This window comes from Rhodospirillales bacterium, from assembly GCA_016712595.1.
Lineage (GTDB): Bacteria > Pseudomonadota > Alphaproteobacteria > Rhodospirillales > Defluviicoccaceae > Defluviicoccus.
In genome coordinates, this window is record JADJQT010000001.1 from 781095 (window position 1) to 804982 (window position 23888).

Here is a 23888-nt window from a genome sequence, read left to right on the forward strand (position 1 = left end):
ACCATCCTTCCGATAATTAACACAGCCTCTTCGGCCGAAGCCGTCGTCAATGTAATCAAGCGCACGCTTGACGACGTCAAGGCCGTGGACGTGGTTGTGATCGATCTTGCCGGCAAGTCCAGCATGGCCGACTTTTTGATCATCGCGTCAGGTACCTCGGCACGGCACATTTCCGCTATGGCTGAGCACATCCTTGCGGCCGTCAAGACGTTGAACCTCCCCCCCGTTGCGATCGAAGGGGCGGCGCAGTGCGATTGGGTGCTGATCGACACGGGCGACGTGGTCGTGCACCTGTTTCGCCCGGAGATGCGGGCGTTTTATGCGATCGAGCGACTCTGGGGAACGTCGGCACTTGATAACGAGGGACCTGGTTCGCGCCGGATCAGACTCGGCTCTTGACTGAAATTTAAATTTACCAAATGAGCCGAATATTTATGGGCGCTGGTCATTCGCGGTTGAATTCATCCGGCTTCGCCGGCCCATACGCTAGGCGTTCGAATTCTCGTACCTCTGCAAATCAAGGTCAGAAGACAATGAGAATCTGACCGCCGAATACCGCCGCGTCGTTCTTGCTGGCACCACCCATCGGATTGAAAACGTATTGAAAGTCGGGGGTGATGCCAAGCCATGGGGTGGCCCACAGGGTATAATTCGCTTCGAGAACCGTCTCCGTGGTGGTGTTTTGCGCGAACTTACTGAACGTCCCCGAGTAGACGGCGAGCGCCGTCGTATCGGTGTTCCTGCCGGGGATAAGGCCCTGGTAGACGGCGCCACCCGATACGTAGAGCGGCAAGAAGTCAGCGCTTTCTTCCGGATTCCAGGCAACCGCAAACCACGGCGTAAGTCCCTGGGGGCTGCCGGGGCCACCCTGCTGATAGACCATCTGCTGCGCCATCCAGTAAAAACCGTAGTTGCCTGATTTGTCCCGACCGTTACGTAAGCGCGGGTAGTCCGCGCTCGAATAATAGCTGCCGAACGCGAAGATGCCGGGAAGACAGATTGGATCGGTGGCGGGATCTGTGTAGGTGATTTGCGACACGGCCATGACGCCATTATCGAACGTCAGACCGAAATCTGTGCCGTTCTGCGAGGCTTGAGGCGCCGCGCTGCTGTTGTTGGTGTTGTAGACACCGCCGGCGACGGTGATCCTGCTGGTCGCCTGTGCTGTCGCGACAGCCCCCCATTCAACGGCTGGCGGATAGGTGAAGTAGGTCGAACCCAGCGGTAGTGCTGTCGGCGTACCGTTACCGGCGACTGAGACATAATCGGTAAAGACCGGCAGCGTCGCAAAATTGTTGGTCGTCGTCAGACGCCCGACCTGCAGGCTGAGCGCGTCACCGAAGAACGCTTGCTGCGCGTACATCTGGCCGAGGTAAACGCCATTCGGCGTGTATTCCGTGGCGACATTGAAGAGATTTCCGACACGATTGTGTCCCGAGAGGTTGTTACCGCCGGTAATGGCCATCTCGGTGTGAATAAGAAAGCCCGTCCATCCAGAGAGCTTTTCGAAATCGAGGTCGGTCCAAGCCTGGGTAAAGCTCGCAGCCGTGGCGCTGCGCCGGGCGCCGCCGGTGGCATTGGCGAAAAACGCATTGCCGCTGAAACCGCCGAAGGTAATCCCGAGATCGTCCAACTGCTGCCGGTAGCCGCCCCATTCACCGAGGATCGAGGGTCCATTGAGCCAATCCTGCAGCGCTTCGCCGGTCTTGGGTTTGGCCTTCAGCGCCGATCGTCGGCTTTTTTCGAGCTTGCGGGTAAGATGGCCTGTCGCGGCCCGGCCACCGTAGCCCCGGTTCGGATCGGGCGTAACCGGGGGCGTGTCATCCTGATCTGTTGCCGGACCGGCTGCTTGGGCGGCATCGACCGTGGCGTCGTCCCTTGTCTCCGCAGCGTTCACGGCAGGCGGCGATATCGCCAAAATCAGCGCACCAACGATAGCGGTCTGGGCTTGATTCATGCGGCACGCTTGCTGCCTTCGGTGCAGCCGTCGGCCTCGGCGAATCCGTTCGGACATGCAGTTTCCCTCCCGTCCCCTCAAAGCGGTGTGACGGCGGTCGACGTCGGGGGCCCCGCTACCGTCTTGTCGTAGAATTTTCTTTCCTTGATCGCCGCCAAAGCGCGAATATTTTTAATCGATGCACCGCAATTTTCCAAAACATTCGAAATTTGCACAAGCAACACGAGAATCATGCAGAAAATTACGTCCGATCACGCTCAATAGGCTGGACCGGAGTCAGAACAGACGTGCGGGATTCCCGCCTCCGTCTGTCCCCATGATTTCGTTGCAAGTTTTGAGATAACGGTAGCGGCGCGCGCGTCGCCCCGTCCTCATTGAGGGCATGTCAGGCAAAAAAGCACACGTCTGCACGACGATATCTCGCCGCGCTGGATCAGCGGAATCGTCGATCGATTCGCGGGCCATCGGATAACGATCTCGAACGCTCAAGCATTGAGCAGCCGGCACCAAGAACCCGGGCATCAAAATCGCCTGACGGCTCAATTGCCATCATCATCGGTGTCCGACCCGCCGGCGGGAGCACCGGCGGGCGGTCAAGAGGCCACCCCTCAGCGGAGCTTCACAAATCGCACTTACACTTGATGTGTTCGAATTCGTTTACCGTAGATTGTTCCATGCAAAAGTCCCAGCGCGGCTGCGGCCACGCGGGGATACTCAGGCATCGCGTGCCGGCGTGAACGATTTACCGCAGACGCAGGTCGATTCCGCTTGCGGATTTTGAAATACAAAGCTCCCGCCATCAAGGTTTTCAACGTAATCGACGCGAGTTCCCTTAATCAGGTCACCGGTAGCGGGATCGATAAAAATCGAGAACCCATCATAGTTAAAGACGCCATCACCTGCGCTGGCCTCTCTTACCAGATCGAGCTTGAATTTCATTTCAGCGCAACCGCCGTCCACCAGCGTTACGCGCAACCCAGACGAATCCTCTTGGCTTCGTTCGATCGCCCGCTTTATCGCGCCCGCGGCGTTCTCAGTTAGTTCCAACATGCCAGTGTCACCTTTTGTTGGTTCAGGTCACAACGTGCGTAGTGAGCAAAACTTGCGCCAACTCGCCGCCGGCAGCCGCCGCCGATCGCCGTTTCTTGCGATCGTGATCGCGTAAGGCTTCCACCGCGTCAGTTCAGTCCGGCCCACGCGGAAAGGGCGCGAAGCTGCGGGCTCTTCTTGGTCATGTGCGCTTCCATGCGGCGTAGCACATTGTCGAGCACGGCGATGCCCTCGGCGATGTAGGGTCCCTTGTTGAGCATCACACATTCCGCCCGGTTCCCCATCGCCGCATCGGTGAACTCGCCGCGCGACGGCATGCCTCGTTTCACCAGGTTTTCCAGAACCTGTGTCGCCCAAATAACCGGCACATACGCCGCCTCGCAAAGCCACAGGATTTCCTCCTGCACCTCCGACAACCGCTCGTAGCCGATTTCGACGGCAAGATCGCCGCGCGCGATCATCACTGCGAACGGATTACCGGACGTCGCCTGAACGATCAGGGCCGGCAGGTTGGTGAACGCGAGTTGCGTTTCGACCTTGGCAACAATGCCCAGCGGAGGGCGACTGCCGCGGCGTTTTTTCAGTTCGTCCTGCAGCCAGGCCATGTCCTCGACTCGCTGGACGAATGAATAGCCAACCATATCCGCGTGCTCGGCAACGAAGTCGAGATCTTCCAGGTCCTCCGCCGACAACGGCGAGACGCTCAACGCTGTATTGGGAAAATTGATCCCCTTTTCAATCTCCAGCGGCTGACCTTCCGGAGGCGTGCGCGTGACCGCGACCAACAAGCCCTCCCGACGAACCTCGTCGACGTGTCCGACGATCAGGCCATCCTTGATCGATATCTTGGCTCCGGCCGCGACCTGATGCAGCACGTCCAGCATGGCGCAACTCGCCTGATACGGGAATTCGCGACGGGCCGCCGGCTCGTCAAATGTGATCAGGATGTGATCACCGGCATAAACCATGTTTTCGTCTTCCGGAGTGATTACCGTGCGGGTGCGGATTTTCGGCCCCTGCAAGTCCATCAGCACCGGACAGCCGCGGCCTTGCGCGTTCGCCGCGTCCTTAACGTTGCGGATCATCGCCGCCCACGGTTTGGGGCCGTCGTGTGCGCAGTTGATCCGGGCGGCATCCATCCCGGCCGCCACCAGTTCGGCTACGTGCTTTTTATCTTTGGCTGCCTTGGCCGAGAGAGTCACAAGATGCGCGTCTTACGACCTTCGATCGGCGCTCCCAGCAAGATGTCGGTCGCGCGCTTGAGCAGTGCATTCCGGACCAGAACGCCTCTACGCTCGGACGCTCGATTGTCCCGGCTTTTCGGGTCAGCTGATCGAGATTGGCAAGAACCGAATCCAGTGTCGGCATCACCCGGCTCTCGCATCGACCAAGCCCTAATAAGCCAACGGCGACCAGCGATTTCTGTAACGGCCGCAGGTCCATCGTGCGAAATGAGAGATAATGGGCGAGATTGCCCATTCCATCGCGATCAAAGTCGCCATTCGGCATCGCCCGCCAGCGCGAAAGAATCGTCTCGCCTTCGTCCGCGACCCGCGCGCGCACGCGCTGGGTTTCTTCCAGAAGCTGCTCAAGATTGGTCGTCGTCATTGTCCGCTCCCGCACCCTTTCCACGTCCGAGTGGATCGAAGAATCGGGGCAAGCGGTTAACGCGGCAATTGACAGTTGTATGACAGCCACCAAAAGCCAATGGTGGCATTACCCATACGCGAATCCAGCCCGCCTTGAGGACTGGATTCATCGACGCATTACGAGCGCGTTATCGACATCAGCGCGACTCTGACTCGTCGTCATTGCGAGATGAATCACCGTTTTAGGGTGTATTACCTGCCCGCAGTTCGATTGACCCAGACAAACAGAATGGTGCCTTAAAAGAGCGAACCCTGTTCGGAGCCCGACTTGCGCTTGCCGGCGCGCAAGCTACCGGACGCGCGTCCGCCATGTTTGGTCTCCTCGCTCGCTCCGGAGGTCTGCTCCCCCCTCGAAGCCACGGCATCGCTGGAGCGGTCAATGACGCGAACCCTAGCATCGCCATCCGTCAGGCGTATTGCGAATCGGGCGTCGGGCCGCAAACTCTTGATCGTCGAGACAACATGTCCATCGGCGTCGAGAATCAGCGCGAAGCCACGCCGCAGCACTTCTTCATAAGAGAAGCTCGCAAGAAGGCCACCCGCTCTTTGCAGGCTATTCGTCCTCGCGGCGAGCAGGGCGCGCAGAGCGCCATCCAGCGCCCGCCGCTCTGCGGCCACTTGCGTGCGTCGATGATCGATCTTCGGCAGAGGGCTTTGAAGGCCCGCTTCGGCATGCGTAAGGCGACGGCGGCGGCGCTCAACACCGATACCGAGACCCTGCCGCAGCCGCTCACCCCAATCGTCGAGACGCTGCCGCGCGGTGAGCAACAGATTTTGCGGTCTCGGCAAGCCGCGGGCGGCCGCCAGCACACGGGATCGGCGCTCGTCGAGTGAACGAGACGTTGCACCTGCGAGGCGCGTCTGGAAACCCAGCAGGCGAGCGGCGAGCTCGATGCGAACCGGCACCGCCATCTCGGCGGCGGCGGTGGGCGTCGGCGCGCGGAGGTCGGCGGCGTGGTCGATCAGGGTCCAGTCGGTTTCGTGGCCGACGGCAGAGATCAACGGGATGGACGAGGTGGCTGCGGCGCGGACGACGATTTCCTCGTTAAACGCCCAAAGGTCTTCGAGACTCCCACCGCCTCGCGCAACGATCAACAGGTCCGGCCGCGGCACCGAACCGCCTGAAGGCAAGGCATTGAAGCCGGTGATCGCCGCAGCGATCTGCGTGGCCGCTTCCGTTCCCTGAACAAGGACCGGCCAAAGCAGCACGTGGCGCGGAAATCGGTCATCGAGGCGATGCAAGATGTCGCGGATAACCGCGCCGCTCGGCGAGGTGACGACCCCGATGACATCCGGCAGCAGGGGGATCGGGCGCTTGCGGCCGGCATCGAAGAGCCCCTCTTCGGCAAGCCGACGTCGTCGCTCCTCCAACAGTTTGAGCAGCGCCCCCTCGCCTGCGAGCTCAATGTGCTCGACGACGAGCTGATATTTTGATCGGTCGGGATAAGTGGTGATCCGGCCGGTTGCGACAATCTCGATCCCGTCGGCCGGAGCAATGCTCAGGCGACTGGCGACCGCACGCCAGCAGACGCTGTCGAGGCATGCCTCGGCATCCTTCAAAGAGAAATAAAGGTGGCCCGAAGCGGCGCGCTTGAAGCCGGTGATCTCTCCTTGCACGCGCACGGTCTCGAAGCCTTGCTCGATATGGCGTTTCAGCGCGTATGCGAGTTCGCCGACACTGATCACCGGCAGGTTGTCGACGTGCTTGTCAACGACGGAAGAGCGATTCATGCTGAGAGTATGGCCGATGACGCTGCCGGCGGCAAAACCTGTCGTGGCGTCGATTCGCATGCACCGGGACACGGAACCCGGAAGCACGCACGGTGACGCGGGAGACGTCGAATGAAGGTGCTCGTAATCGGCTCTGGTGGCCGTGAACACGCGTTGTGCTGGGCGCTCCGCGCATCGCCGCTGTGCCAGTCACTGCTGTGCGCCCCCGGCAACGCCGGGATTGCCGAGATTGCCCAGTGTCTCGACGTCGCGTCGGACGACGTCGCAGGCCTCGTCCAGCTGGCCCGCGACGAAAATGTCGACTTTGTCGTCGTCGGGCCGGAAGCGCCGCTCGTCGCCGGGCTTGTCGACCAGCTGGAAGCCGAAGGAATCCTTGCCTTTGGTCCTCGAGCCGCGGCGGCAGCGATCGAAGGCTCAAAGGGCTTTATGAAGGACTTATGCGCCCGTCTGGGCGTGCCAACGGCTGCCTATGAGCGCTTTGACGAGCCGGATCAGGCAAAGGAGTACATTCACCGTGCCGGTGTGCCGCTCGTTGTCAAGGCGGACGGGCTCGCCGCCGGCAAGGGTGTCATCCTCTGCCATAATGAAAATGAGGCATTCGCCGCGGTCGACCACCTTATGACCGAAGCTGCGTTCGGGTCCGCCGGCGAGCAGCTCGTTATTGAGGAACTGCTCCAAGGTGAGGAAGCAAGCTTTTTTGCCCTCGTTCACGGCGAGGAAGCCGTACCCCTCGCCTCGGCTCAGGACCACAAGGCGGCGTTCGATGGCGATCTAGGGCCGAACACCGGTGGCATGGGTGCCTATTCACCGGCACCGATCATCACGCCTGCGATCGCCGAAGAGGTGATGGAGGGGGTGATAAAGCCGGTGATACGGGGCCTCGTCGAGGAGGGTAGGCCTTACAGCGGCGTGCTCTACGCGGGCCTGATGTTTACCTCCGAAGGCATCAAAGTCCTCGAATTCAATGCCCGCTTCGGCGATCCGGAATGTCAGCCGCTGATCTTGCGATTGAAATCAGACCTTCTCGCCGCGCTCGTCGCCTGCGCCGAGGGCCGGATGACCGACGTCGAGCTCGACTGGTACACGGATCCGGCTCTTGTCGTCGTCATGGCAGCAAACGGCTATCCGGGCCACTATCCGCGCGGCTCGGTGATCGGCGGTCTCGACGCGGCGGCCGGAATTCCCGGGATCACCGTGTTTCATGCTGGTACCAAGCGCGAGGACGGCCCAGCCGGTGGCCGTTTGATCGCCGATGGCGGCCGTGTTCTCGGCATCGCCGCGCGCGCCGGCAGCGTTGCCGAGGCCCAGGCTCTCGCCTACCGAGCCGTTGATCGAATTGACTGGCCGGGCGGTTTCTGTCGTCGCGATATCGGTTGGCGCGCGGTCGGGCGAATCTAGTTGTCCGGGTGAGCGCGTGCCGTTCCACGTCCCCACCCTTGCCACGACAGTTTTCCTTTTTCCGGTCTTAAGGACGATGCCATGGACGACGAAACCCGCATTGCGCTCGAAGCCGCCGCGTTCCGCGGCCTTGTCGAGCACCTACGAAAGCGTAGCGATGTGCAGAACATCGATCTGATGAACCTTGCCGGCTTTTGCCGCAATTGCCTTTCCAAATGGTACCAGGCGGCCGCAAAGGCGCAGGGCCTGACAATGACCTACGATGAAGCCAGAGAAATCGTTTACGGCATGCCCTTCGCCGAATGGAAGGCAAAGCACCAGACCGAGGCAAACGACGAACAGCAACGTCTTTTCGAGGAGACGAAGCCGCTGCACGCGGTGATTGCTGGTCACTAACCAGCGACCGGGTGCTCATCGGCGCTGCGGCCCGGATTTCCGCCTTGATCTTATAGAGAGCCGTGATCCGTTGCAGCGCTTCGCGGGCGATCGGCGCCGGCCGCCTCTGCGCGATCTCGAAGAACCGCCGCCGGCAGTGTACCCAGCAATGGGCGATCAGCACCGCGCCGGCCTTCGCCCCGTCGCCGGCGCGCGGTTCAGCGATTTGTTGTAGGCGACATAGGCGTCGGTCTGCAGGATGCCGCGGAAGTCCTCGAGCAAGGCGGCCGCACGCGCGTTGCCGCGGCCGGGCGCGTAGGCGAAGACCACCGCCGGCGCATCGATACCGGCCCATGGCCGGTCGTCGCGCGCGATCGCCCAGAAGTAGCCGGTTGTGGTACGGCCGCGCCCCGGATCGAGCACCGATGTGATCGTCTCGTCGACGAATAGTTTTGTCGAGCCGAGCCGTTCGGCTCGTAGCAGCCGCCACAGCGGCTTCAGCTCGGCCGCCGCGGTAGCGACCTAGGACGCCAGGTCGAGAGGTCGATGACGATGCCTTGACGGGCCAGCATCTGCGCCTGCCGGTAGAGCGGCGCATGGTCCGCGTACTTCGTCACCAGCGCGTGCGCCGCCATCCGCTCGGCGGGCAGGTCGCCCTCGATCAGCCGTGGAGATATCGGTGCCTGCACCACCGCGCTCCCGCAGGCGCGGCAGTCGTGCTTCGGTCGGCGGGTGACGATCACCTGTTAACGCATCCAGATGATGTCGAGGCGCTGGGAGCTGCACTCGCCGATAATATGCATCGGCCCCCGGCAGCACGGGCAGACGGTCGTCGAAGGTTCGTCCCGGAATAACAGCCGCCATCATCCGAAAGCCGTCACCGGAAGCAACGTGCGGCCAAAGCGCCGCTTACAGCGCATCGGCTGACAGCGATGGACGGCGCTCGTGGCCGGCCCCCGGGAGCAAAAATCTAGAGCGTTATCGTCTGAGGCGGAAGCATACCCTGCATTGACGAGATCGTTGTTGCACTCGGCGGGTTGGAAGCGGTCGAGGCGTTCGTGAAGTGGCCCCCGAATTTGGGACCAGTGGCTTGATTGGAGCGGGGTCGGCTCCAACGATGACGCTCGCCGTCTGTGCCATGCACACAGAATCGCACAGCCAACCCGGCCCATGAATCATTTATTTGCGTCAATGCAGTAGCTGATGAAAGCACAGGACCGGGCACCGCGGGTGATGGTGACCGACAACGCCGGGGGCAGGCGCGAGATCATGTCGGTCGTCGAACACCGGCGGCGCAAGGAGTAGAGGATCAACAGCTGGGCCGAGAACGCGCATCGATCGATCCGACAGTGAATCGTGCGTCCTTCGTTGGGTTTCACCTGAACAACTTGGCGGTACTGTCAGCAGGGCGTGCTTAGAGGCTCGCGCCGGGGAAGATCCGGGCGTTGCGCGCGCGGATGTACACCGGCTGGCCGATCTGCAGGTCAAGCCTGTGCACGTGGCCGCGTGGAATCTCCGCTTCGACCAAGCGGGCCGCCTCCTCGGTCGACAGCTCGACTTTAACCACTGGACCCGCCGCCGAGATGTAGCGCACGACAGCGGGGGCTCCGACCATCACCGGACAGGTAAAGATCTCGATGTCATGCGGGCGAACGTAGGCGATCGCCGACTTGCCGTCCGGAAGCGCGGGCGAACCATCATGGGACCCGTTGCCGTTGCCCGGTTCTCGCGGCAGGGCGATTTCGCCGCCGCACACTTCGACCTTACTGTCTTCAATTGTGCAATTGAAGCGGTTGACGTGACCGAGAAACTCGTACGCGAACGACGAGGCCGGATGGTCGTAGATCTCCTCTGGCGATCCCACCTGCTCGATCACCGCATTGTTCATCAGCACCACCCGGTCGGCGAGCTCGAGCGCTTCCTCCTGGTCGTGGGTGACGAACAGGCTGGTGAGCTGCATTTCGTCGTGCAGGCCGCGCAACCAGCGTCGCAGGTCCTTGCGCACCTTGGCGTCGAGCGCGCCGAACGGCTCGTCCAGCAGCAAGACCGCCGGTTCGATCGCCAGGGCCCGGGCGAGCGCCACGCGCTGCCGTTGTCCACCGGAAAGCTGCGATGGATAACGTCCGGCGAACGGGTCGAGCTGAACCAGGGTCAGCAGGCGCATGACCCGCTCGCGAATCTCCGCCTCGCGCGGGCGCTGATCGCGCGCCTTGACCCGCAGGCCAAAAGCGACGTTCTCGAAAACGCTCATGTGCCGGAACAGCGCGTAATGCTGAAAGACAAAACCGACACGCCGCTGGCGGATGGAGCGGGCAAGCGCGTCCTCGCCGCCGAACAGCACCGTGCCGCTGCTCGCCCGCTCGAGTCCGGCGATGATACGCAGCAGCGTCGTCTTACCCGATCCGGAGGGGCCGAGCAGAGCCACGAGTTCGCCCGGATGCACCGTCAGGCTGACGTCCCTGAGGGCCACGAATTCCCCGAAGCACTTGGAAATGTTCTTGATCTCGATATCCATCTTTCGACCTCTCAACCGACGACGGACGCACCGCCGCTGAAGCGCCATTCGATGATTTTCTTTAGGACCAAGGTGACCAGCGCCAGCATCGCCAGAAGCGAGGCGACGGCGAAGGCGGCAACGAAGTTGTATTCGTTGTAAAGAATTTCTACGTAGAGAGGCATGGTGTTGGTCTCACCACGGATGTGGCCGGAGACGACGGAAACGGCGCCGAACTCACCCATCGCCCGGGCGTTGCACAGCAGAACGCCGTAGAGCAGGCCCCATTTCATGTTCGGAAGCGTCACCCGCAAGAACGTCTTGAAGCCGCTCGCCCCGAGGGAAATTGCCGCCTCCTCCTCCTCGTTGCCCTGTTCCTCCATCAACGGAATGAGTTCGCGGGCAACGAAGGGAAAGGTGACGAAGATCGTCGCCAGCACGATTCCCGGAACGGCGAAAACGACCTGCACGCCATTGGCGGCGAACCACGACCCGAACCAGCCGTGAATGCCGAAAACAAGGACATAGACAAGGCCGGCGACGACCGGAGAGACAGAGAACGGCAAATCGATCAGCGTGATCAGCAGGCTCTTGCCGATAAACTCGAATTTGGCGATCGCCCACGACGCGACGATGCCGAAGATCGTGTTCAGCGGCACGGCGATCGCGGCGACGAGGAGGGTCAGTTCGATGGCGGCGAGCACGTCGGGGTCGTCGAACGATGCGAAATAGGCGCCGATCCCCTGACGCAGAGCCTCGGCGAAGACGGCCGCCAGCGGCAAGATGACGATCAGCGCAAGGATGGTGATCGCAAGAGCGATGAGTAAGACCCGCAGCCAAATCGGCTCGGCGACACTGACGCGAAGCTTGCGGTCGTTGGTGCCGACCATGGTCCGTACTTCCTTCGGAGTTCAGGCGCTGCGCCGCTTGGTCCAGCGTTGCAGCCAGTTGATAGCGAAGAGCGTGTTAAACCCGGCGACGAGCACGACAGTGGCAATGGCGGTCGCACCGGCATAATCGAACTGCTCCAGCTTGATGATGACGAGCAGTGGCGCGATTTCGGAGACCATCGGCACATTGCCGGCGATGAAGATGACCGAACCGTACTCGCCGAGTCCCCGAGCGAACGCCAGGGCGAAGCCGGTCAGGATCGCCGGCATCATTGCCGGCAGAATGATGCGTAAAAACGTCTGGATCCGGCCAGCACCGAGGCTCGCCGCAGCTTCCTCGATTTCAGGGTCGAGGTCCTGCAGCACGGGCTCGACGGTTCGGACGACGAACGGCAGTCCTTCGAACAGCAGGGCGACAACGATTCCGGCGGGGGTGAACGCGAGCTTCACCCCGAGGGTCGCCAGCGGCGCGCCGATCCATCCGTTCTCGGCATAGAGTGCCGCCAGGGCGATGCCGGCGACGGCCGTCGGCAGAGCGAACGGCAGATCGACGACAGCGTCGATGAGCCGCTTGCCCGGGAAGGCATAGCGCACCAGCACCCAGGCGACGATCAGCCCGAGGACAGCGTTGATGGCGGCCGCGATCAGCGCCGTTCCGAAGCTGAGCCGGTAGGCGGCGAGGGCGCGCGGCGTGAACGCGGCATCGAAGAAACCCTGCCAGCCGAGCGACGACGATTTGAGGATCAGGGCCGCCAGAGGGATCAGAACGATTAGGGCAAGATAGAGCAAGGTCAGACCAAGCGTCAGGCCGAAACCGGGGACCACCGTTTCCTTGCGCGGTGAGCCGGTGAAGCTCCGCTGTGCGCTCGCTGCGGCGGCCATCGCCTATCTCGCCTGCGCGTAGATCTGATCAAACACACCGCCGTCGGAAAAAAAGGTCGCCTGCGCCTTTTCCCAGCCACCAAACATCGCGTCGATGGTGAACAGATCTAGCTTCGACAGGCGTGCGACGTCTTCCGCGGCGGCTTCTTCGGGATGGCGAGGACGGTAGAAATGTTTGGCGGCGATCCGCTGGCCGTCTGGCGAGTAGAGATACTGCAGATAGGCTTCGGCAAGATCGCGGTTGCCGTTGCGATCGGCGTTGACGTCGACGAGCGCTACGGGTGGCTCGGCGAGGATGCTGGTCGACGGCACCACAATGGTCAGGTCATCTGCGGCGAATTCCTGCTGGGCGAGAAACGCCTCGTTCTCCCAGGTGATCAGCACATCGCCCAACTTGCGCTGCACGAACGTAGTCGTCGAGCCGCGCGCGCCGGTATCGAGCACCGGAACATTCTTGAACAGCGAGGCGACAAACGCGCTGGCCTTGACGGGATCGTTGCCGTTGGTGCGCAGGGCGTATCCCCAGGCGGCGAGGAAGTTCCAGCGGGCGCCACCGGAGGTCTTCGGGTTCGGCGTGATCACCGACACACCGGGCTTGACCAAGTCGTTCCAGTCGTGAACGTCCTTCGGGTTGCCCTTGCGGACAAGGAAGATAATCGTCGACGTATAGGGAGCGCTGTTCGTCGGCAGTCGTGACTGCCAATCTTTGGAGACAAGCTGGCCTTTCTTGGCGATTTCGTCGATGTCATAGGCGAGCGCCAGGGTAACGACGTCGGCCGGCAAACCGTCTATAACCGTGCGCGCCTGTTTGCCAGAGCCGCCATGAGACATGCGAATGCTCACTTTTTCTCCGGTCTTCGCGAGCCACTGCTCGGCAAAGACTTTGTTGAAGTCCTGATAGAGCTCACGCGTCGGATCGTAAGACGCGTTCAACAAGGCGCGGTCGGCATGCGCCGGCGGCGCGAAGAATCCCAGCGCCAGTGCGCCAGCCAGCAGGGCAATTGCGGGTCTGCGAACCATCTAGTCCTCCTCGTTGTCGATCTGCCCACGTCGGTCGATGCGCGACACTTATATTTATAACTTTATAAGTTAAATAGACAAATAGCCAAAAAAACTCACTCGGCGAGCACGTGCTCGAATTGCCTCCCGCCGCGGGCCGTCTCGGCGGCCTCGGCGATACTGATATTGTCGACGATCGCCGCCATCGCGTCCCGCACCTGTCGCATGACGAGGCGAACAGGGCATGCGTCCTCATCACTGCAATCCTGGCAACGCCGATAGCCGCTCAAACTGGCGCAGGGAAGCGGTGCGAGCGGTCCGTCCAGCGCACGAATGACCTCGCCGACGGTGATCTCGCTCGCCGGTTTCGCCAAGGCGTACCCACCGTTCTTGCCACGCTGACTGAACACCAATCCGTATCGCTTGAGGTCAAGCAGGATGAGTTCCAAGAACTTGCGCGGTGCCTGCTCGCGTTCGGCGATCTCGGAGACCAACATCAACTGCCCCTCGGGATGCGCCGATAACTGACACAACGCCTTGAGCGCGTATTTCGCCTTCTGCGACAGCATTATCCATATATCCCGATCGAGTTAATGGGATTTGTAAGCGAACGCCGGGGTTGCGTCAATACGGGAATGCCGATCTTGCAACTAAGGTGCGTTCGAGCGTCGGATCCGGACGCCTGCCCGGGTGGCCGTCCAGAACATCGCGACGCGATCGATGCACCAAAACGTCGCCAGCAGGCCGATCAGGTAGGCGGGAATCTGCTGGCTCCAGCGCGGCGGACAGGCGCTCAGGCGTCGGTGGGCCCACATCAGAGCGAGCACGAGGGTAACGAACCCGAGTTGTCCAATCTCCACGCCAACGTTGAAGCATAAAAGCGCGACGGGAATTCGATCGGGTGGCAATCCCAGGCGGGTCAGTGCTTGGGCGAACCCGAGGCCGTGGAGCAGGCCGAACGCGAACGCCACGACCCATGGGTAGCGGGCGGTCAGACCGCCTTCGCCACGATAGACCTTGATCACTTCGACACCGATGAAGACGATGCTAAGGGCGATTGCCGCGTTCACCGGCGCTTCCGGCACCTCGACCCAACCGAGTGTCGCCGCCGAAAGGGTAACGCTGTAAGCGACGGCGAACGCTGAGATTGTCTTCACCAGCATCGCGGGCGAGCGGACGATCCAGATCAGCCCGAAGACGAATAACAGGTGATCGACGCCAACCAGAATATGCTCGATGCCGACGTCGATGTACGTCCGCGCGACGCGCAGCCAGCTCTGGCCACTGCCCGCCGAGCCGGAGAACGTCACCGACGGATTGGCGGTCGTCAACGTCAAGATCTCGGTGATGCCGCTCAGCCAGGAAACGCGCAGCACCACTCCCGGCTTCTTGTAATCGAGGCCAGCGAAGCGGATGGTGCCGTTCAGACCGCTCGCGCCACAGGCGAGCTTCGGGGGTTGGAGGACGCACTGCTCCGGGAAACGCAGATCGTACGCCGCGTAGGCCTCGGTTTCCTGGCTAACCGAAGGCGCGCGCAGCCAGCGGACCACGAATACACCCGCGTCGACTTCCCGTACCGACAGTACGGCGATCGGAATGACGTCGGCGCGGGCGACGGGCACAATGCCGAGGTCAAGCACAAGTGCGAGGGCAAGCAGCAGGCTGCGCATCAGCCACGGCAGAACGGAGTTCATCCGCTACTCCCCCGGCGCACCTCGTAGTTCGCGCGCATCGCGCGGATCATGCGGGCTGCCAAGCGCAACTGTTGCTCGCGCTGCCAGTCGTCCCCGATCACGTCTTGAAAGGCCGCGAAGTCCGACTGCTTTTCCGGTGTTAGCGCCGTCAGCCCGACCACATGCCAGACGTCGCCGACGTGGATGACCGCCCAGTCTCCCGCGGTAAGCGTCTGCAGTTTCGCCAGGAAATCCGCGCCATAGGCATCGCGGATCTGATCGGGGCTCTGCCGCGGATATGGCGTGGGGACTTGCCCGAGCAGAAGGGGGTCGGCGCCGTCGGCCAGGGTATCGCGCAACGTCTGCGCATCCGCTTCCGCCGTCTCGCCGCCATTGCGTAGCTAAATCTCGACGAAATCGTCCCGCCGAGGCTGGTCATATCGCTGCGATGGGTGGCGAACCACGCGCGCAGTTCCGCTTCCGACGGCGCGTCGACGATGGCCTGCATGCGAGCGTTCGCCTTCATGTTGAGAACCACGCGATCGCGAATGGATGCATCGCCGCGGTCAAGACCGAGGGCAGGTCCTTCGCGGTAAAGGATTTCGGTCTGTACTCAACCCTCGATCAGGTTGTCCAGTTCTTCGTCCGTCGGTCGTCGCAGCGTCGATTGCTCAAACCGATCGGCGAGTTCGCGCTCGATTGAGGGATTAACGACGATGACTTTCTCTCCGGCACCCAGTGGTCCACTCGCCGCTATCTCAACATGCAGCCGCTTCGCGAGCAGGAACTTACAGCCGTGAGCGTATGACCAGACACGCTAACGCCCGCAAAAATGTGCGAAAGATCCTGGACACTACCTTTTCGTTCGCGATCTACGCCGTATCGGATGGTGACGGACTCGACCAAGGAGCCGCGGTGGTTGATGCCGCCACGGCGGGACGAATGACGTTGCCGGTTGGCCTCCTCAAAAAACGGGGCCTACCGTAGCTTTGAGATATGAGGCGGTGGCGTAGGCGTTTAGCGGGTTGGGGATCAGCCGAGCCGCGAACTGTCCGATTTTACTGCTCCAAGGTGGCAATGGGCGGGCTATGAATCGTAAGCGACGAGCGCGTCGAAGGGTACGTCAAGCCGCTTGCGGCCATTGAGGAAGGTCAGTTCGATGATGCATGCGGCACCCACCACTTCGGCGCCGACGCTACGAAACAGATCGATCGCAGCCCCCATCGTACCGCCCGTCGCCAGCAGATCGTCGAGCACGACCACGCGTTGACCTGGTTCGACCGCGTCGCTTTGGATCTCGACCACGTCATGGCCGTATTCAAGGGCGTATTCGTAACGAGCCGTCTTGCCGGGGAGCTTGCCGCGCTTGCGCACCATGACGAATCCAAGGCCAAGCTTTAAAGCCAACGGCGCGGCGACGAGAAATCCGCGGGATTCAATGCCGGCGAGAACGTCCGGCGCGTGCCGGCTGACCGCTTTGGCCAGTCGGCCCATCGCGACCGCCCAGGCGTCCGAGTGCGCGAGCAGTGTTGAGATGTCATAGAAAAGGATTCCCGGCTTGGGAAAATCAGCAATGTTGCGAATGTGATTTTTGATGTCCATGCGCGCACTCTCGTCCTTTTCGGCAGGCCCGACGGCAATCCTAACGGCGATGGCGGAGGCGGACAATCGCCTCGCCGCAATCGCGGTGGGGTAAAGGCCTCAGTTGAGAGTGGCGAGATAGGCGATGAGGTCTGCGCGCTGGGCGGCATCTTTTACTTGCGCTGTCATGCGGGTGTCGCGGCCGCCGAGAAAGCCGCGCGGATCGCTCAGCCAGGCATCAAGCCTCTCCGCCGTCCAGACAAAGGTGGCACCGCGCAGCCCCTTGTATCCGGTGAAGTACGGCGCGCTTCCGGCTTTTCTGTCAAAAACCCCTGCCAGGGACGGACCGTCCTTGTGAAACTCCGGCGCGGTTTCGTGACACACGGCGCACTGCTCGACGAACAAACGCCTACCGCGGGCAGCGCTGCCATTCACCTGCTCGCTCGCCACCGCATAACCAATCAAAACAAGACAACCGGCAAGCGCGGTGGCTGTACGGCACAGCCGCTGCCAGCCCCCTGGCGATGATCGAGGACCGGCAGTGGTTGTGGTCGCGCCCTCCTCGGACAAGCCTACTTTAGCGTTTGCAGGTAAGCGATGACGTCTTCGCGCTTGGTAGCGTCCTTCAAAGCGTAGGTCATCGCCGTCGTTTTGTTCGCGGTATGGGCGATCACGAATTCCTTGGGGTTTTCGAGATATTGAAACAGCAGGGTCGAGTCCCATACGAAGTCAGCGCCGACGAGCCCCTTGTAGCGCGGGAAGTCGGATGACCCTGCCTTCCGTCCGTAAACGCCAAACAAAGAAGGGCCGGTCTTGTTCACGCCCGGTTCGTTGCTGTGACAGGTGGTGCAGACTTTTTTAAATATGTCCGCTCCGGCTGCAGCGTCGCCGGCGGCGAAGGCTGGCTCATAAAAAGCGACGACCAGCGCCGCAGCGGCAAGTACGGGATACGCGGACTTCTTCATCATCGACCTCGTCGTTCTGTGTTTTCGGAGAATGGAAGGTCCGGGTGCTGGATGGGCGACGCCTGAGATCCCAACCATATCCTGAGAATTGGCAATAGTGCAAGGCGCGGCGGTCGGGCTCGAGGGCGATCGCATATGGAGGCGGGCAACGTATGCGTTTGCCTCGCATCGATGCGTTGGAGCGGAAATAGCCGTTGACGGCGTGGCGACACGGCTGACCGACACACGTTTTACTGTTCAAGGCGCCCGACATTGTGAAGTGGACCCCATCGGCAGGACCACCGAGCGATCAATTCTGATTGGAAGTCATGCGGGCCCGCTCTCCTTAAATCACGCTACGCGGTATATCGGTTGCTGCTATCGCCAAGGGTATACGGGCGACGTGATGGCTGTGATGCAGGCACAAGAGGAGCGCCCGGATCGGAGCGGCGATCATCGACCCATGGCTTGCCAAGCTTACCGTGCGGCTCGATCGCTACCCAAGCCGCATCGGATAACCAGAACAAATCGGACATGACCGACCTTCCGCCCAACCGACTCGTATCCAGCGCAGAAAGTCACGTTCAATCAAAATACTGTATGGGTTCCCAACCCAGGCGCCTACGTAGCCCGAAAAAACCATTCCGGCGGCAATGACATTGAGGGAGCGCTCTTATTGGGCGGCTATGGCTACTCCGGGCGGCATTGAAAAAGCACACGAGACTATCGTTTCGGCATCTCTACCTTTCCCCTCCGCCCGACCGGGCGTGGCGGGCTTCGGTGAGGCAGGCGATGACGCCGCGCAGGGTGCGGACTTCCTGTTCGCTGGGGGTGGCACGGCCGAAGAAGTTGCGCAGGTTGCGCACCATGCTGGGGCGCGACTGGGCATTGCGCAGGAAGCCGCAGGTATCGAGCTCGGATTCCAGGTGATCATAAAGGCCGGCAAGGTCGGCGTGGCTCGCTGGGCGGGTCTGCTCGGGCATCACCAACTCGGCAGGCGGAACCGCCGCCGCAGCCTCACCAGCGGTATACCACTCGTAACCCACGAGCAGCACCGCCATGCCGAGGTTGAGCGAGCTGAACGCCGGGTTGAGCGGCGCGGTGATCAGCGCGTTGGCGCGCGCCACGTCATCGTTGTCGAGCCCGCTCGCCTCGCGGCCGAACAAAAGGCCGCAGCGCTGGCCGTCAGCGCAGCGCCAATGCAGGTCGGTAGCGGCCGCACGTGGGGTCAACACCTGCTTGGTCATATAGCGGGGCCGGGCGCTGGTGGCATAGACAAACGCCAGGTCGGCGATCGCCTCGCGCGTCGAGGCGTAGAGCCGCGCCGCATCCAGCACCCGATCAGCTCCCGAGGCGGCGGCCACCGCTTTGTCGTTCGGCCAGATCTCGCGCGGCCGGACGAGGCGCAGTTCAGTGAGCCCGCAATTGAGCATGGCGCGCGCCACCATGCCGATGTTCTCCGGCAGCTGCGGTTCGATGAGGATGACCGCAGGCGCCGCTCCGGCTTCAATTCCGGCGCGGCTTCGGTCTGTACCGGACACGACCGCTCACGCCGGCACGGCTGCCTTCGCCCGCTCTCGGTAGAGCTTGAAGACGATGCCGTCGTGCAGCGCCCGGTAGGACGCGTCGATGATGTTGGTCGATACACCGACGGTCGACCAGTGATCAGCGCCGATCGCGGATTCGATCATCACTCGGGTGACGGCGCGGGTGCCATCGCCGGGGGTGAGGATGCGCACCTTATAATCGACTAGGCGCACGCCATCGAGTTGCGGGTAGAGGGGCAGCAGCACCTTGCGCATGGCAGCGTCGAGCGCGTTGACCGGTCCATTGCCCTCTTCCACCGTCATGAAGTGCTCCCCTCCGACCTGCATCTTGACTGTCGCTTCGGACAGCGTCACGAGGTCGCCCCTCGCGTTCCATCGACGCTCATCGATGACGCGAAAACTCGTGCAGCGAAAATATTCCGGCAATCCTTCGATCGCCTCGCGGGCGAGCAGCTCGAAACTCGCTTCGGCTCCATCATACGCATAGCCGTCGAACTCGCGTGCCTTGACGACTTCCAGCAGCCGCGTGACTTTCGGGTCCTCGGCGTCGACGTCGAGGCCAATGTCGCGGAAGCGTGAAAGAATGTTTGAGCGGCCCGCCTGATCGGAGACGACGATACGGCGATGATTGCCGACAAGTTCCGGGACGACGTGCTCGTAGCAGCGGGGATCCTTCTCCACCGCGGAGACGTGCAGGCCCCCCTTATGGGCGAATGCCGATTCCCCGACGTAAGGCGCGTTGCGGATCGGCGCGCGATTGAGCCGTTCGTCGAGCAGCCGCGAGACGTGGGTCAGACGCGTGATATCGACCGCGGTCAGCCCCGTCTCGAATCCCATCTTCAGCGCCAGAGTCGGGATAATAGCGACGAGGTCGGCGTTGCCGCAGCGCTCGCCGAGCCCGTTCAACGTTCCTTGAATTTGCCGGGCACCGGCGTGGATTGCCATCAGGCTGTTGGCAATCGCGTTACCCGTATCGTTGTGACAATGGATTCCGAGATGGTCGCCCGGCACGTCGCGCGACACCCGGCCGACGATTTCGGCGATCTCGTGCGGCAGGCTGCCGCCGTTGGTATCGCACAACACCACCCAACGCGCGCCAGCATCGAACGCCGCCCGCGCGCAGCGCAGGGCAAATTCAGGATTGGCCTTGAAGCCATCAAAGAAATGCTCGGCATCGAACATGACTTCGCCCACCTTGGTGCGCGCGTGGCGAACACTGTCGGCGATCATCGCCACGTTCTCGTCGAGGTCAATTCCGAGCGCCTCGGTCACGTGGTAGTCCCAGCTCTTGCCGACCATGCAGACGACGTCGGTCTTCGCCGTCAGGAGTCCGGCCAGTCCCGGGTCGTTCTCGGCGCTGCGCCCAGCGCGGCGGGTCATGCCGAAGGCGCTCATCCGGGCGCGATGCAGGTACGGCGGAGCATCAAAAAAGGTGGTATCCGTGGGGTTGGCGCCCGGCCAACCACCCTCGACGTAGTCGATCCCGATCGAGTCCAGCGCCCGGGCGATCGCGATCTTGTCGGCGACGCTGAAATCGACGCCCTGGGTCTGCGCGCCGTCGCGCAATGTGGAATCATAAAGATAAACACGGTCTGCCGACATGCCGTCCTGCTTTCGTTTGCCGAATTGGGCGGAGAATGCCCGAAAACGCCGCGCAAACTCAAGAATTCGCCGCCCCGATCCGCTCGGCGCAGGCCTTGAGATGAGTCGTGATCCGCGCGTGCTCCTGCGGGTCCAGCCGTTGGCGGTGGCGACTGTCGATCTGCCTGGTTTCGCTGGCGACGAGTAGGGGATACCAGTCGCCGGGGTCTGGAAGGTCGCCGAGATGACGGGGAATCACATGGATATGCGCGTGCGCGACCGTCTGTCCTGCGCTGACGCCATCTTGAATCGTCCAGTCGAAGCCGTCGGCGCTGAACACCTCCATCAATACGTGCGTCACCATTCGGGCGAAGATAAATAGTTCCGAAAAGTCATCATCGCTGATGGCCAGAATACTACTGGCATGCCGACGCGGAACCACCAACGCATGTCCCGGCAGGACTGGAGCAATGTTGTGAAGTGCCAGAAACCGGGCATTCGCCATGAATGCCGCCTCGGCAATGGTGGCGGAACAGAACGGGCAGGCAGGATGCAACGAGACCTCAGAGTCATGCCGCAGCATGGCAAATAGGAAAATATGCTTGACGCTGAGGATAAATTCGATTACCAATCGTTCTTGCGAACGCCATGAGTCTGCGTTCCTCTCTCCCTCGTCCGACCCACTGCGGCGGGCCCATTCGTGGGTCCGCCGCGTCTTTTTTTACGCCCCGCTTCATTCCCACCGGCTGCATTTCGTGTCTGCCTATAGCGCCAGCAGCGCTCCGCCAGTCGACGCGTCAGCAAGAAACGTCACGACGCCCGCCGTTTCGATCGGCACGTCAGAGCGCAGAAGGGTCGCCTCGAGGCCCATGACGCGCAGCCCCATTTCGCAGGCGATGAAGCGCACGCCGAAGGCAACGCACGCTTCGAGGAGTTCCTCGAAACCAGCGACGCCGCGGGCGCGGCGCGCGTCATCGAGCATGCCGCCCGGCCGCCCGTCGACTCCCGACATCGTGCGCCAGCCAAGTTCACCCGTCGCGTCGGCAGCGCGCAACGCCGTTAACGCATGGTTGGTGAAGAACAAGGTCGCAGGCGTGCCGATCGCGGCCGCGGCGCTTGCCATCACCAGAGCGTAGTGGACGCGCTCGAACGCATCTGACTGTACGATCAGGGAAAGCTTTTCCGGCCCGGTGCGAGCGGGACTGTCAGCCGGCATGGCTGGGCGCGGTGCAGACGCGCTCGACCGCTGCCGCGCCTTCGTGGACGGACAGATCGGCAATCGACGGCGCCAGCCCGCACAGCGGGCAGCCGGGATCCCGCCGGACGCGAATGCGGCGCCATGTCGACGACAGCGCATCGACCACGAGAAGCCAGCCGGCAAGACTCTCGCCAATACCGAGAATCTCCTTGATCACTTCGGTCGCCTGCAGGCTGCCGAGCGCGCCACAGAAGGCGCCAAGCACCCCTGCCTCGGCGCAGGTTGGGACATGCCCCGCCGGCGGCGGTTCACGGTAGAGGCAGCGGTAGCATGGACCGGGCGCGACGTCCCGACCCGCGGACGCGAACGGCCTGAACGTCGCGAGCTGTCCGTCAAAGCGAAGGATCGCGGCCGAGACGAGCGGTTTGGCAGCGAAATAACAGGCGTCGTTGACCAAGAAGCGCGTCGGAAAGTTGTCGCTACCGTCGGCGACGACGTCGTATTGGCAAATGAGTTCGAGCGCATTCCCCACGGTCAGACGCTGCTGATATGCGACAACCGCGACGTCCGGATTGATTGCGGCGATCGCCTGACGGGCGCTTTCCACCTTGGCCAGGCCGATGCGATCGGTTGTATGGGCGATCTGGCGCTGCAGATTGGACAGATCGACAACGTCATTGTCGATAATGCCGATGGTTCCGACGCCGGCCGCGGCGAGATAGAGGAGCAAAGGCGAGCCCAGCCCACCTGCCCCGATGACGAGGACGCGCGCGCCCAGCAGTCGTGCCTGCCCCGCGCCGCCGATCTCATCGAGCAGAATATGCCGAGCATAGCGGTGAACCTGCTGATCCGTGAACTCCATGGCGGTGATGCTCGCGTCGGCTTTATCCCGCGCGGCGTCTACTCGCCGCCGAGACCTTCAAACAGTTGCGTCGACAGATACCGCTCGGCGAACGACGGGAGAATGACCACGATCGTCTTTCCCGCCATCTCCGGACGGCGGGCGATCTCCAGGCTCGCGGCGAGCGCCGCTCCCGAGGAGATGCCGACTGGAAGACCCTCGAGTTCAGCGGCGAGGCGCGCCATCTTGAACGCGGTCTCGTTGCCAATCTTGATGATCTCGTCGATCGCCTCGATGTCGAGGACGGCCGGAATAAATCCGGCACCGATGCCCTGGATCTTATGCGGGCCGGGAACGCCACCGGACAGCACCGGACTATCTTCCGGCTCGACGGCGATGATGCGCAGTCCGGGCCGGCGCCGCTTTAGCACGTCGGCGCATCCGGTGATCGTCCCGCCGGTGCCGACGCCGCTGACCAGCGCGTCGACAACGCCGCCCGTATCGCGCCAGATTTCCTCGGCGGTGGTCCGCCGATGGACCTCCGGATTGGCCGGATTGGAAAACTGCTGCAACATGATCGCCCCCGGTGTCTCGGAAACGATTTGCTCGGCACGCGCGACCGCCCCCGGCATGCCCCGGGCCGCGGGGGTCAGAACGATCTTCGCGCCCAGCAGTGCCAGCATCTTGCGGCGCTCGATGGACATGCTCTCTGGCATGGTGAGGATGAGACGATAGCCACGGGCAGCGCAGACAAAGGCGAGGGCGATGCCCGTGTTCCCGGAGGTCGGCTCGACCAGCGTCGCGCCCGGCTTGATCCGCCCCTGCTCTTCTGCTGCCAGCACCATGGCAAGACCGATCCGGTCCTTCACGGAAGCGAGGGGATTGAAGAATTCGCACTTGCCGAGAACCTCCGCCTCAACGCCGGCGTGTGCCTTCAGCTTGCTCAGACGAACGAGCGGCGTGTCGCCCACGGTATCGAGGATGCTGTCATACACCCGGCCGCGCCCGACGCGGGCAGCTTCGGCAGTGATCGTGGATTGCTCGCTCATATTATCCTCACTAACCTATCAGGTTAATAACATATGTTGGGTCGGCCCA

The 23888-nt window shown here is 62.3% G+C and carries 27 protein-coding genes and 2 pseudogenes; 4 read left to right on the forward strand and 25 right to left on the reverse strand.

From position 1 onward, the window contains the following. The first annotated feature begins 3 nt into the window (after positions 1–3). Positions 4–399, forward strand: coding sequence for a ribosome silencing factor (gene rsfS / locus IPK66_03540; GenBank protein MBK8174369.1), 396 nt, complete (start codon positions 4–6; stop codon positions 397–399). A gap of 124 nt (positions 400–523) precedes the next feature. Here rsfS and IPK66_03545 read toward each other — a convergent pair whose 3' ends face one another. The 5 genes from IPK66_03545 to IPK66_03565 all read right to left on the reverse strand — a co-directional run bounded on the left by IPK66_03545 (position 524) and on the right by IPK66_03565 (position 6387). Next, entirely contained in the window at positions 524–1957 is a 1434-nt protein-coding gene (locus IPK66_03545; GenBank protein ID MBK8174370.1) for a carbohydrate porin, read from the reverse strand. A gap of 714 nt (positions 1958–2671) precedes the next feature. Continuing rightward, a complete protein-coding gene (locus IPK66_03550; protein ID MBK8174371.1) occupies positions 2672–3007 on the reverse strand; it encodes an iron-sulfur cluster assembly accessory protein in 336 nt (111 codons plus the stop codon). A gap of 128 nt (positions 3008–3135) precedes the next feature. Continuing rightward, positions 3136–4209: a hypothetical protein gene (locus tag IPK66_03555; protein MBK8174372.1), complete on the reverse strand. Its 1074-nt coding sequence runs from the start codon at positions 4207–4209 to the stop codon at positions 3136–3138. Next, positions 4178–4615 carry a hypothetical protein gene (locus tag IPK66_03560; GenBank protein ID MBK8174373.1) on the reverse strand — a complete coding sequence of 146 codons (438 nt, stop codon included), beginning with the start codon at positions 4613–4615 and terminating at the stop codon, positions 4178–4180. Before IPK66_03560 ends, IPK66_03555 begins: the two co-directional genes overlap by 32 nt. A 278-nt stretch (positions 4616–4893) precedes the next feature. Continuing rightward, positions 4894–6387, reverse strand: a complete 1494-nt coding sequence (locus tag IPK66_03565; GenBank protein ID MBK8174374.1) for an exodeoxyribonuclease VII large subunit — start codon at positions 6385–6387, stop codon at positions 4894–4896. Between the two features lie 111 nt (positions 6388–6498). On the opposite strand from IPK66_03565, the gene purD reads away from it, so the two are divergent. Continuing rightward, the gene (gene purD / locus IPK66_03570) at positions 6499–7785 is read left to right on the forward strand and encodes a phosphoribosylamine--glycine ligase (protein ID MBK8174375.1); all 1287 of its coding nucleotides are present in this window, start codon (positions 6499–6501) and stop codon (positions 7783–7785) included. Between the two features lie 81 nt (positions 7786–7866). Continuing rightward, a complete protein-coding gene (locus IPK66_03575) occupies positions 7867–8181 on the forward strand; it encodes a DUF1244 domain-containing protein (GenBank protein ID MBK8174376.1) in 315 nt (104 codons plus the stop codon). Here the strand turns inward: IPK66_03575 and IPK66_03580 are convergent. From IPK66_03580 to IPK66_03625, 10 genes and pseudogenes are all read right to left on the reverse strand, one after another. Then, positions 8156–8386 (reverse strand): annotated as a pseudogene (locus tag IPK66_03580) (transposase). The gene IPK66_03575 and the pseudogene IPK66_03580 overlap by 26 nt on opposite strands. Continuing rightward, positions 8338–8661: a transposase gene (locus IPK66_03585; GenBank protein MBK8174377.1), complete on the reverse strand. Its 324-nt coding sequence runs from the start codon at positions 8659–8661 to the stop codon at positions 8338–8340. Before IPK66_03585 ends, IPK66_03580 begins: the two are co-directional and overlap by 49 nt. Beyond that, the gene (locus tag IPK66_03590; GenBank protein MBK8174378.1) at positions 8658–8903 is read right to left on the reverse strand and encodes a transposase; all 246 of its coding nucleotides are present in this window, start codon (positions 8901–8903) and stop codon (positions 8658–8660) included. The genes IPK66_03585 and IPK66_03590 overlap by 4 nt, the downstream gene beginning before the upstream one ends. A 671-nt stretch (positions 8904–9574) precedes the next feature. Next, positions 9575–10675: a sulfate ABC transporter ATP-binding protein gene (locus tag IPK66_03595; protein ID MBK8174379.1), complete on the reverse strand. Its 1101-nt coding sequence runs from the start codon at positions 10673–10675 to the stop codon at positions 9575–9577. Between the two features lie 11 nt (positions 10676–10686). After that, positions 10687–11544, reverse strand: coding sequence for a sulfate ABC transporter permease subunit CysW (gene cysW, locus IPK66_03600; GenBank protein MBK8174380.1), 858 nt, complete (start codon positions 11542–11544; stop codon positions 10687–10689). Positions 11545–11565: 21 nt separating this feature from the next. Next, complete coding sequence (gene cysT / locus IPK66_03605; GenBank protein ID MBK8174381.1) at positions 11566–12426, reverse strand: sulfate ABC transporter permease subunit CysT; 861 nt, start codon at positions 12424–12426, stop codon at positions 11566–11568. A 3-nt stretch (positions 12427–12429) separates the two neighbouring features. Then, positions 12430–13446 carry a sulfate ABC transporter substrate-binding protein gene (locus IPK66_03610; protein MBK8174382.1) on the reverse strand — a complete coding sequence of 339 codons (1017 nt, stop codon included), beginning with the start codon at positions 13444–13446 and terminating at the stop codon, positions 12430–12432. 95 nt (positions 13447–13541) lie between these two features. Continuing rightward, a complete protein-coding gene (locus tag IPK66_03615) occupies positions 13542–13994 on the reverse strand; it encodes an Rrf2 family transcriptional regulator (GenBank protein ID MBK8174383.1) in 453 nt (150 codons plus the stop codon). Between the two features lie 81 nt (positions 13995–14075). Further along, the gene (locus IPK66_03620; GenBank protein MBK8174384.1) at positions 14076–15095 is read right to left on the reverse strand and encodes a HupE/UreJ family protein; all 1020 of its coding nucleotides are present in this window, start codon (positions 15093–15095) and stop codon (positions 14076–14078) included. Between the two features lie 20 nt (positions 15096–15115). Continuing rightward, on the reverse strand, positions 15116–15457 hold the full coding sequence (locus IPK66_03625; protein ID MBK8174385.1) for a peptidyl-prolyl cis-trans isomerase: 342 nt from the start codon (positions 15455–15457) through the stop codon (positions 15116–15118). Positions 15458–15546: 89 nt separating this feature from the next. Here IPK66_03625 and IPK66_03630 point away from each other — a divergent pair, with 89 nt between their 5' ends. Continuing rightward, positions 15547–15801: a hypothetical protein gene (locus IPK66_03630; GenBank protein ID MBK8174386.1), complete on the forward strand. Its 255-nt coding sequence runs from the start codon at positions 15547–15549 to the stop codon at positions 15799–15801. 383 nt (positions 15802–16184) lie between these two features. On the opposite strand, the gene IPK66_03635 is transcribed toward IPK66_03630, so the two are convergent. The 10 genes and pseudogenes from IPK66_03635 to cysK all read right to left on the reverse strand — a co-directional run bounded on the left by IPK66_03635 (position 16185) and on the right by cysK (position 23839). Next, positions 16185–16700, reverse strand: coding sequence for an adenine phosphoribosyltransferase (locus tag IPK66_03635; protein MBK8174387.1), 516 nt, complete (start codon positions 16698–16700; stop codon positions 16185–16187). Between the two features lie 99 nt (positions 16701–16799). Then, on the reverse strand, positions 16800–17249 hold the full coding sequence (locus IPK66_03640; protein ID MBK8174388.1) for a c-type cytochrome: 450 nt from the start codon (positions 17247–17249) through the stop codon (positions 16800–16802). A 2-nt stretch (positions 17250–17251) separates the two neighbouring features. Further along, complete coding sequence (locus IPK66_03645; GenBank protein ID MBK8174389.1) at positions 17252–17644, reverse strand: c-type cytochrome; 393 nt, start codon at positions 17642–17644, stop codon at positions 17252–17254. A gap of 425 nt (positions 17645–18069) precedes the next feature. Then, positions 18070–18159, reverse strand: a pseudogene (locus IPK66_03650) (IS5/IS1182 family transposase). Between the two features lie 204 nt (positions 18160–18363). Next, on the reverse strand, positions 18364–19164 hold the full coding sequence (locus tag IPK66_03655) for an RNA methyltransferase (protein MBK8174390.1): 801 nt from the start codon (positions 19162–19164) through the stop codon (positions 18364–18366). Positions 19165–19170: 6 nt separating this feature from the next. Further along, positions 19171–20772: a citramalate synthase gene (locus tag IPK66_03660; protein ID MBK8174391.1), complete on the reverse strand. Its 1602-nt coding sequence runs from the start codon at positions 20770–20772 to the stop codon at positions 19171–19173. Between the two features lie 58 nt (positions 20773–20830). Further along, positions 20831–21334: an HIT family protein gene (locus IPK66_03665; GenBank protein ID MBK8174392.1), complete on the reverse strand. Its 504-nt coding sequence runs from the start codon at positions 21332–21334 to the stop codon at positions 20831–20833. Positions 21335–21514: 180 nt separating this feature from the next. Continuing rightward, positions 21515–21967, reverse strand: coding sequence for a DsrE/DsrF/DrsH-like family protein (locus IPK66_03670; protein MBK8174393.1), 453 nt, complete (start codon positions 21965–21967; stop codon positions 21515–21517). Beyond that, complete coding sequence (moeB, locus tag IPK66_03675; protein ID MBK8174394.1) at positions 21957–22811, reverse strand: molybdopterin-synthase adenylyltransferase MoeB; 855 nt, start codon at positions 22809–22811, stop codon at positions 21957–21959. Before moeB ends, IPK66_03670 begins: the two co-directional genes overlap by 11 nt. Positions 22812–22849: 38 nt before the next feature. Beyond that, positions 22850–23839: a cysteine synthase A gene (gene cysK / locus IPK66_03680; GenBank protein MBK8174395.1), complete on the reverse strand. Its 990-nt coding sequence runs from the start codon at positions 23837–23839 to the stop codon at positions 22850–22852. Between the last annotated feature and the right edge of the window lie 49 nt (positions 23840–23888).

Excerpts from the sequence above, each read along its gene's own strand:
- IPK66_03545 (MBK8174370.1), bottom strand. The coding sequence starts at position 1,957 with ATGAATCAAGCCCAGACCGCTATCGTTGGTGCGCTGATTTTGGCGATA.
- IPK66_03550 (MBK8174371.1), bottom strand. The coding sequence starts at position 3,007 with ATGTTGGAACTAACTGAGAACGCCGCGGGCGCGATAAAGCGGGCGATC.
- IPK66_03560 (MBK8174373.1), bottom strand. The coding sequence starts at position 4,615 with ATGACGACGACCAATCTTGAGCAGCTTCTGGAAGAAACCCAGCGCGTG.
- IPK66_03565 (MBK8174374.1), bottom strand. The coding sequence starts at position 6,387 with ATGAATCGCTCTTCCGTCGTTGACAAGCACGTCGACAACCTGCCGGTG.
- purD (MBK8174375.1), top strand. The coding sequence starts at position 6,499 with ATGAAGGTGCTCGTAATCGGCTCTGGTGGCCGTGAACACGCGTTGTGC.
- IPK66_03575 (MBK8174376.1), top strand. The coding sequence starts at position 7,867 with ATGGACGACGAAACCCGCATTGCGCTCGAAGCCGCCGCGTTCCGCGGC.
- IPK66_03595 (MBK8174379.1), bottom strand. The coding sequence starts at position 10,675 with ATGGATATCGAGATCAAGAACATTTCCAAGTGCTTCGGGGAATTCGTG.
- cysW (MBK8174380.1), bottom strand. The coding sequence starts at position 11,544 with ATGGTCGGCACCAACGACCGCAAGCTTCGCGTCAGTGTCGCCGAGCCG.
- cysT (MBK8174381.1), bottom strand. The coding sequence starts at position 12,426 with ATGGCCGCCGCAGCGAGCGCACAGCGGAGCTTCACCGGCTCACCGCGC.
- IPK66_03610 (MBK8174382.1), bottom strand. The coding sequence starts at position 13,446 with ATGGTTCGCAGACCCGCAATTGCCCTGCTGGCTGGCGCACTGGCGCTG.
- IPK66_03615 (MBK8174383.1), bottom strand. The coding sequence starts at position 13,994 with ATGCTGTCGCAGAAGGCGAAATACGCGCTCAAGGCGTTGTGTCAGTTA.
- IPK66_03620 (MBK8174384.1), bottom strand. The coding sequence starts at position 15,095 with ATGCGCAGCCTGCTGCTTGCCCTCGCACTTGTGCTTGACCTCGGCATT.
- IPK66_03630 (MBK8174386.1), top strand. The coding sequence starts at position 15,547 with ATGGGTGGCGAACCACGCGCGCAGTTCCGCTTCCGACGGCGCGTCGAC.
- IPK66_03635 (MBK8174387.1), bottom strand. The coding sequence starts at position 16,700 with ATGGACATCAAAAATCACATTCGCAACATTGCTGATTTTCCCAAGCCG.
- IPK66_03645 (MBK8174389.1), bottom strand. The coding sequence starts at position 17,644 with ATGAAGAAGTCCGCGTATCCCGTACTTGCCGCTGCGGCGCTGGTCGTC.
- IPK66_03660 (MBK8174391.1), bottom strand. The coding sequence starts at position 20,772 with ATGTCGGCAGACCGTGTTTATCTTTATGATTCCACATTGCGCGACGGC.
- IPK66_03665 (MBK8174392.1), bottom strand. The coding sequence starts at position 21,334 with ATGCTGCGGCATGACTCTGAGGTCTCGTTGCATCCTGCCTGCCCGTTC.
- IPK66_03670 (MBK8174393.1), bottom strand. The coding sequence starts at position 21,967 with ATGCCGGCTGACAGTCCCGCTCGCACCGGGCCGGAAAAGCTTTCCCTG.
- moeB (MBK8174394.1), bottom strand. The coding sequence starts at position 22,811 with ATGGAGTTCACGGATCAGCAGGTTCACCGCTATGCTCGGCATATTCTG.
- cysK (MBK8174395.1), bottom strand. The coding sequence starts at position 23,839 with ATGAGCGAGCAATCCACGATCACTGCCGAAGCTGCCCGCGTCGGGCGC.